General features: G+C 42.4%; 4 protein-coding genes. All 4 read left to right on the top strand.

Annotated features, from left to right (window positions below):
• The first annotated feature begins 50 nt into the window (after positions 1–50).
• The 4 genes from FTU58_RS11920 to FTU58_RS11905 all read left to right on the top strand — a co-directional run bounded on the left by FTU58_RS11920 (position 51) and on the right by FTU58_RS11905 (position 8694).
• On the top strand, positions 51–3545 hold the full coding sequence (locus tag FTU58_RS11920; RefSeq protein WP_180062480.1) for a cadherin-like domain-containing protein: 3495 nt from the start codon (positions 51–53) through the stop codon (positions 3543–3545).
• A gap of 108 nt (positions 3546–3653) precedes the next feature.
• A complete protein-coding gene (locus FTU58_RS11915; RefSeq protein ID WP_180062479.1) occupies positions 3654–5027 on the top strand; it encodes a TolC family outer membrane protein in 1374 nt (457 codons plus the stop codon).
• 89 nt (positions 5028–5116) lie between these two features.
• The gene (locus FTU58_RS11910; protein ID WP_180062478.1) at positions 5117–7258 is read left to right on the top strand and encodes a type I secretion system permease/ATPase; all 2142 of its coding nucleotides are present in this window, start codon (positions 5117–5119) and stop codon (positions 7256–7258) included.
• Positions 7255–8694, top strand: a complete 1440-nt coding sequence (locus tag FTU58_RS11905) for an HlyD family type I secretion periplasmic adaptor subunit (protein ID WP_180062477.1) — start codon at positions 7255–7257, stop codon at positions 8692–8694. Before FTU58_RS11910 ends, FTU58_RS11905 begins: the two co-directional genes overlap by 4 nt.
• Positions 8695–8720 lie beyond the last annotated feature (26 nt).

Raw genomic sequence — 8720 nt, 5'->3', positions numbered from 1 at the left:
CGTCTGGTAACTTCACTGTAATCGTTCCAGCAGGTGACGATGGCTTTAAAGTGATTGTAAGTAGTACAGACGACACCACACTTGAAGGTGTTGAGAACTACAACATCAGCGTGAAGACGCCAGAACAAGCGACTGCGGACACTGCAACGGGGACCATTGTTGATGATGGTTCAGATCCAGCGAACCCAAGTCAACCAGGTGATCCAAACGCACCAGGCTATGACAACGATTTACGTGCAAGCGTGACAGATGCTGCCGTATATGAAGGTCAAAGCTTGACCCATGAAGTGACGTTAAATGGTACTTCTACAAGTGATACGCCAGTGGTGGTTAACCTATCAAATGGCACAGCGACCTTGGGTACAGACACCGCGACTGAAGTGACTGTTGAATTTGCAGATGGTACAACGGCAACCTTTACGCCTGATGCGTCTGGTAACTTCACTGTAATCGTTCCAGCAGGTGACGATGGCTTTAAAGTGATTGTAAGTAGTACAGACGACACCACACTTGAAGGTGTTGAGAACTACAACATCAGCGTGAAGACGCCAGAACAAACTACTCCAGGTACAGGTACAGGTACGATTATTGATGCGAATGATCCACCAGTAGCGACCAATCCGAAAGTAATAGGCACAGAAGATACAGAGCTTGTATTAAAATGGTCAGATTTTGGAATTACAGACCCAGATAGCGCACTTAGTGATCTATCGGTAGAAATTACAGAGTTACCATCAATAGGTGCACTGCAGTTTGAATCAGCACCAGGTGTTTGGACCCCTGTTTCTGTAGACACGTCATTTACCAAAGCAGATATTGATGCTGGTAAACTGAAGTTTGTACCATTATTGAATGATTCTGGTAGTGATAGCTATAGTCCTATTCTAGGTAGCTCAGGAGTAGGTGAGCAGAAGCAAACCTATGCTGGATTTAAATTCAAGCCTTCCGATGGTAATTCTGAAGGTGCAGAAGCAACGATGGAAATTGACATCGAAGCTGTTGCGGACAAGCCATGTATCCTTATATCTGACACTGATCCATTATTCCATACAGTAGGTTGGAATTTAGAAAGTTGGGATAAGATCGGGTTTAATAGACAGAATTCAGATACTGGCACAGGATTGCAAACAGGATCGGGTACGTTATATAACCCTATGAATGATGCGGGTACGCAGACACTCAAGCAATATTTAGAGACTGTGTACGGTTCTGATGCGGCGGCAGACAGTGCAATGTTACGTATAGGGGGTATTCAGTTGCGTGCTGGTAGTACGCTCAATGATTCTGACTATAACGTGCTAAAAACTAACTGGGCAACTAATGGTACAGGTGCAGGCACTTCAGGCAGTTATAGTAATGGTGACCGTATGGGGATGGGTATCCTCAAAGATCCTAACGATCCTGATGGTACCAATAACAATAGCACTATTGATGGTGGTGACTATGCCTTGCTAAGACTGGTTGTCGATTGGCTCAAAGCGAATGTAACGCCTAAAGCAACTATAGAAAGTTTAAGTACGGGGGTAGAAAGTGGAGATTACCTCAATAGTGTTAACAACTGGGGTGCTGGTACTGACAACAATAATGGCGGTACATCAAATGATTGGTCTTTAAGACCCCAAACCGCTATCAAAGCTGAAACCTTAGTGTACCTGGAAGCAGGTAAAACTTACTTCTATGGTGTGAAAGTAGACGATACGTTTAGTATGGTGATTGGTAATCCAAATGATCCAAGCTTTACAACAGCTGCTGGTTATACAACTACACCAGGATGGAGTAAGGGCTATGAGTTAAACAGCCATTTTGGTCGGTACAACGATAACAACTACAGTACAGGTCGTATGGAGTTTGTAGAGTTTGTAGTACCAGAAGATGGTTTCTATACACTTAATGCTTATATCCACAACCAAAACACCAATGGCTTCTATCGAGATCTTGAGCTTTGGGAGGGTGGTAGTGTCGTAAATAGTGGTACAGGAGCAAATGGTTCTCGTACTATCGTTGGCGGTACTAAACTTAACCCGATCTACATACCAACAGTAGATTTACTAGAAGCGCAACTGACAGATCCAAATCATCGTATCGGTAGCTTTATTGGAGCGAATAACCAAGGTTATTACAAGGTCTATAGCTATAACGAAGGAGAGGAAAATACAGAAATTCCGTTATCTACTCTAGATGTGGGGCATTTCTGTGCAACAGCAGACGGTGACGGATCTGAGTATATTAGTAAAGTTCAAATCTCTGGTCTGCCAGTAGGTTCGATCCTGACAGATGGAACAAATACAGCCATTGTTGATGCAACGGGTACGGTGATCGTACAACAGGCAAGTTATGACAAAGCGGCCGATATTGTTACAGTGTCTACTGATTGGGATTTAGCAAATCTGAAAGTGACGCCACCAGCGAGCTTTACAGGTCCGACAACCTTAACAGTTACGGCTACATCTACAGAGAAATCTAATGGTGATAGTGCTGATCACTCTGAAGATTGGGATATCACAGTGTACTCTGCGAAGCCACCTGTATTGGATCTTGATGCGAATGACTCTACTACCGATGCAAACGATACTGGCTATAACACTCATTTTATAGCGGGTGGAGCACCAATTTCGATTGTAGATACAGATGTATCGATTACGGATGCAGATGGTATTTACATTAAAGGTATGACTGTAGATCAGAATAACTTCCAAGCTGGTGATGTATTGACTGTGGGTAGTTTACCTAGTGGTGTTACGTATATAACTAGACCAGATGGTGTACTTGAGTTTACGGGTAATGCAACGCTCTCGGATTATCAAAATATACTCAAAGGTATGAAATTCTCTGCAGATCCATTAGATCCTATTAATGGACTTATTGCTAATGGTGGTACGAACTATGAAAAAGGCTTTGATTTAGTCACCGATTGGTTTACGACATCTACGGATGTAGATCCTACGTTTGAAGATTTGACCTACTTCTTGACCGATGGACTCATATGGCCAACACGCCCTGAAAGCATTCCAAACGGTTCAGGTATTGTGGCGCTTAGAGCATATTTAGAAGAGCTGAATGGCTCTGCACCAACTGATGTAGACATTTATGACTATATCATCATGCATCATGATGAATTTAATGTTGCATCAGATACGCGTGGCGGTAATGACGAGTTATACGGTGGAACAGGTAATGACATCATCTATGGTCAAGGCGGAAACGATCTGATCGTTGGTGGTCAGGGCGATGACATCCTTTACGGTGGAACAGGTGAAGATACCTTCAAGTGGGAAGCTGGGGACAATGGTAATGATGTGATTGCAGATTTTGATGCATCAGATGATCTCATTGATGTAAGCGAAATGTTGAATGCATTAGGCTGGACAGGTGACTCTGGTACAGTTGGTAGCTTCATCGTGTATGAAGAAGTAAGTGGAGATACGATACTTAAACTCTTTAATGGCGACGGAGCGAGCTTGGTTTCTACTATCACAATAGATAATGTGACAGGTCTTGGTAGCTTGCAGGACATGATCGATAACGATCAGCTGAAAATCCAGTAATTAGAACGATAGTGTACATGTTTGGTTTTAATCCAAGCATGTACACAATAACCCTATTTTTTTGAACAATTTACATGGGATTTTCCCATTCAATACAGGTATAACAATATGCGTACACAACTTTCTATGGTGGCAATCGCGACATTACTTGCGTTTAATTCGGCTCATGCAGCAGATTTAAAATCGGTAGCAAAAACAGCAATTGAAAACAACCCGGAAGTTCAATCTCAATGGTTTAATTTTCTGGAAGCAACCTCTCTTAAAAAACAGGCACGTGCAGGTTATCTACCTTCAGTAGATTTAAATGTCGTGTATGGTAAAGAAGATCGTGATTTTGACAATCGTGGTGACTGGTTCAATCAAGGTCAGGCAGAAATTTCGTTAACTCAAGTCTTATTCGATGGTTTCCGCATCAAGAATAAAGTTAAGCAAGGCGATTATGCTGCATTAAAAGGCTACTATGAGCTGAATACTGCAGTTGAACGTAAAGCACTTGAAGCAAGTCAGGCTTATTTAGATGTACAGCGTTATCGTGAATTGGTAAAACTTGCTGAGACCAATGTTGCGAATCATCAACGTGTTTATAACCAGATTAACCAACGAGCGAATCAAGGTGTAGGTAACCGCGCGGATTTAGCGCAAATTGCAGGTCGTCTATCTTTGGCTCAAACCAATTTAATGACTGAAAGATCGAATTTAAATGATGTTTCTGAACGTTATGCGCGTATTGTCGGTCAAGAGCCGGCAGCTGTATTAGAGCCTTTGTCTTTAGATACTAATCTGCCAGCAACACGTCAGGACGTTGTTGCAACCGCTTATGCAAACAATAATGAACTGAAAGCAGCACTTAGCGAGATTGAATATGCTCGTGCAAACGCACAGGAATTCAAATCAAATTATTATCCAAAACTTTCATTTGTTGCTCGTAGTGGCTTATATCAAAACCGTAACAGTTTTAATGAGCAAAATGATCCGGATAAATATGGCCAAGATAGTGCAGTAGAATTGCGTTTAGACTATAACCTGTTTAATGGTTTTGCAGATAAGGCAGCTTATAACGCCGCAAATGCTCGCATTGCCAAAGCTGAAGATCTGAAAAATAAAGCATGTATTGATATGCGCCAAACAGCATCTGTGGCTTTCAATAATGTAAATAACTACAACAGTCAAATGCCTTGGTTACAACGTCATCGTGATGAAGCGAATGCTGTTGCTCGTGCCTATACTGATCAGTTTGATATTGGCCGTCGTAGCTTGCTGGATGTACTTGATTCTGAAAATGAAGCATTCCAGTCAAACCGCTCTTATACATCTGCTCAATACGACTTGAAAATTGCTCAACTGCAAACTTTATATAGCACAGGCCAGTTATTACCAACTTTAGGCGTACAGCGTGATAACTTGCCAGAAGTATCTGAGGTCAGTAAACGTGAAATTGATGCAAACAATGTGTGTGCGGTAGACACTGCGGCAGCACAATAAATCTGTAAATTCAGGTCAATCGACTGACGTCGTATCGCAAGGAGCTCTGCTAAACACAAGAGTTCCTTATTTTTTTAAATGGTGGATGTGTGGCAGCTAAAATATTTGATCCCTTAGTCATGTGTTTGATTCGCGTGGCAAGAGACAACGAAATCAACATCACGCCTGAAGGTGTGACTTCGGGTTTACCGCTTTATGCTCAAACCCTGACGCCCAGCTATTTTGATCGAGCAGCTGAGCTTGCAGGATTAACCAGTAAAGTCGTTGAACAGTCTTTAGGGCAAATTAACCGTTTTTTATTGCCAGCGATTCTGCTGCTTAAAGACAATGCGGCGTGTGTGATCTACGAGATAGATTTTGATGCACAGACAGCAAAGGTTTATTTCCCTGAATTAGAAGATACGGTCACCACAGTAGATTTAGAAACACTACAACAACGCTTTACAGGAAGCATTATTTACCTGCAACAGCGTCAGTTTGTGGTGGACAATCAGATTCAGATCGAAGATCCAAACCAACATTGGTTTTGGCGAGTAATACGTCAGAATCGTAAGTTTTATAAAGATATTTTACTTGCAGCGCTGTTTGTGAACTTATTTGCTCTCACGATGCCGCTGTTTATTATGAACATTTATGATCGGGTTGTACCCAATCATGCCACAGACACGCTGTGGGTACTGAGTCTCGGTATTTTTCTGATTCTATGTGCGGATTTTAGTCTAAAGCTGATTCGTAGCTACTTTGTCGATTTGGCTTCTAGTCGATCGGATCAGAAACTGTCTGCCTATATCATGCAAAAAGTGATGGGGCGACGTATGGCATCACGTCAGGGTTCGGTAGGGATAACTGCGTCTACCATTCAATCCTATGAGGCGATCCGTTCATTTACCGGTTCTATGACCGTTGTTGCCTTGATTGATTTACCATTCTTTGTACTATTTGCTGTGGTGATTACCTTGATGTCATGGGTATTTTTAATCCCATTACTCATAGCTTCACTTTTAATTCTTCTGTATGCCTTGTCGTTGCATATCAAGCTAAAAGAATTATCAGAGTCGATGTCTCAAGCATCTAACCAGCGTAGTTCATTTCTAATCGAGAGCCTTAATGCAGAAGAAACAGTCAAAAGTTTTAATGCGCAAGGTCGTACCTTAAATGTTTGGGAAAAGGCATCACGCCATGTAATTCACTATTCTGCACGCTTGCGCTACTTAGGTGGGTCTATGGGGAGTTTTTCCGCATGGGTTCAACAAAGTACGGGGATTGCCATTGTTATTATCGGTGTTTATCTGATTATAGATGGGCAGATCTCACAAGGGGCGCTGATTGCTTCTTATATGTTATCTACACGTGCTCTAGCGCCTATTTCACAAACTGCAAGTTTGATCACCCAATATTATCAAGCCTCTAATGCATTAAAAATGCTAGATGATTTGGTCCATACGCAACAAGAGCGAGATCAGATGAAAGGTTGGATTAGTCATCCAAACCTAAAAGGCAATATCGACTTTAGAAACGTCACTTTCAGCTATGTAAAAGATGGGGCTGCTGCACTCAATCAAGTGTCGTTCTCGATCAAAGCAGGTGAGCGTGTTGCCATCCTTGGTAAAGTGGGTTCAGGTAAGAGTACTATCGAAAAACTGATCATGAACTTGTACGAGCCAAACCTAGGTGCAGTATTGATCGATGATACCCATCTCTCACAGATTGACCCAGCAGAGTTGCGTCGTCAGATTGGTTATATTCCACAGGATATTCAGTTGCTTAATGGTACGGTATTCTCCAACATTGTTTTGGGTAATCCACATGCTAGCCGCGCTGCGGTAGAACAAAGTATGGTAATCTCAGGTTTGGGTAAAATTCTCAAGCATCAAGAAGATGGTCTGTCGATGCAAGTGGGTGAGGGAGGGTCACAACTCTCAGGCGGTCAGCGCCAAGCGATTGCTGTGGCTCGTGCGATCGCACAGCAGGCCAATATTTTGGTGTTTGATGAACCAACCAGTGCGATGGATGCCAATCTTGAACATCATGTGATTCGTCATCTAAAACAGCACATCGAAACCACCAAAAAGACTTTAATTTTGGTGACACACAAACCATCGTTACTCAGTTTGGTTGACCGTGTAATTTTGATGGAAGATGGCAAAGTGATTGCCGATGCACCAAAAGATGTGGTGATGAAGCAATTAGTTGGATCAAAAACTCAGACTGAAAACAAGGGTGAAAAATGAGCGATAATAAAGAAAAAATCAATCGTGAAAAACTCTATGAAGGTGTGAGTAAAAGTATCGACACCTCAGAACGTCTATGGTCGAAGGTACTCAAACGTTTGAAATTATTTGCACCGTATAAACCTGCGGATGATCAAGACTGGCAAGGTCAGGTGCAAGAAGTGACAGCTTCTCAAAAACCGATGCGTGCTAGAACCATCTTATATGTCGTTACTTTGACCATTACTGTGCTGTTGTTATGGGCAGTATTTGCAGAAATTGATGAAATCACACGCGGTGAGGGGAAAGTAATTCCTTCAATGCAGATGCAAGTGATTCAGTCGGTTGACGGTGGTGTAGTGGAAAAAGTATTGGTGCAAGAAGGCGACCATGTGAAAAAGGGTCAGCTTTTGATTCGCATTGATCCGACCCGTTTTACTTCTAATCTAAATGAAGCCAATGCTAAAATTTTTGCATTACAAACCAAAGTACGTCGTTTATCTGCACAGGTGAATGGTACAGCCTATACCTCAGGTTCGATTCCAGAGGGAATTTCACCACAGGAAGCAGCCGCGATTTTGTCTCAGGAAAGTCAATACTATCATGAGAGTATCCGTGAGTTGAACCAACGGACCAGTACCAACCAAAGTACAGTATCACAGCGGCAACAGGAAACTCAGCGTGCACAGGCCGCTTTAGCACAAGCAGAGCGTGCTTACCAGATGGCGATCCGAGAGTTAAATACTACGCGACCACTTTTGGCGACAGGTGCTGTATCAGAGATGGATATTTTGCGTCTAGAGCGTGATGTATCCAATGCCGATGGTGAGCGTAAACAGGCTGCTGCAAACTTACGTGCGATGCAGGCATCAATTAATGAGGCACAATCTCGTACTTCAGAGTCTGCGGTGAGTTTAAAAAACCAATGGCGTAATGAACTTGCTGATGCTCAGTCACAGTTGGTTAGTCTGCGTGAGAGTATTACAGGTGTCGCGGATATTGTTAAAACTGCCGAAATTCGCTCGCCCACCAATGGTATTGTGCAACGTATTTATTTTAATACGATTGGTGGTGTGGTACGTCCAAGTGATCAAGTAGCCGAAATCGTACCTGTCGATGGGCAATTGATCGTAGAAGCCAAAGTTTCTCCAAAAGACATTGCGTTTATCCGTCCGGGTTTACCTGCGATGATCAAGTTTAATGCCTACGATTTCTCGATTTATGGCGGAATGCAGGCAACGGTGAAACACATCAGTGCTGACACTATTACTGATGAAAAAGACAATACCTATTATTTGGTGCGTGCAGTGACAGATCGACCAACTTTTGGTAAAGATTTGCCTGTGATTCCGGGTATGACCGTGCAATTGGATATTATGACTGGTAAGAAAACCATTCTTTCCTATCTGCTAAAACCTGTATTAAAAGCAAAACAAAATGCCTTAACAGAACGTTAATGAAATTAAAGCGACATATTCAGTAT

Origin of the sequence: Acinetobacter sp. YH12120, from assembly GCF_013418795.1 — a bacterium.
GTDB lineage: Bacteria > Pseudomonadota > Gammaproteobacteria > Pseudomonadales > Moraxellaceae > Acinetobacter > Acinetobacter towneri.
Note: the sequence above shows the minus strand (reverse complement) of the source record. Positions and strands in the feature narration are given on the sequence as shown.

Coding starts and splice junctions, on each gene's coding strand:
- FTU58_RS11915 (WP_180062479.1), top strand. CDS start 3,654: ATGCGTACACAACTTTCTATGGTGGCAATCGCGACATTACTTGCGTTT.
- FTU58_RS11905 (WP_180062477.1), top strand. CDS start 7,255: ATGAGCGATAATAAAGAAAAAATCAATCGTGAAAAACTCTATGAAGGT.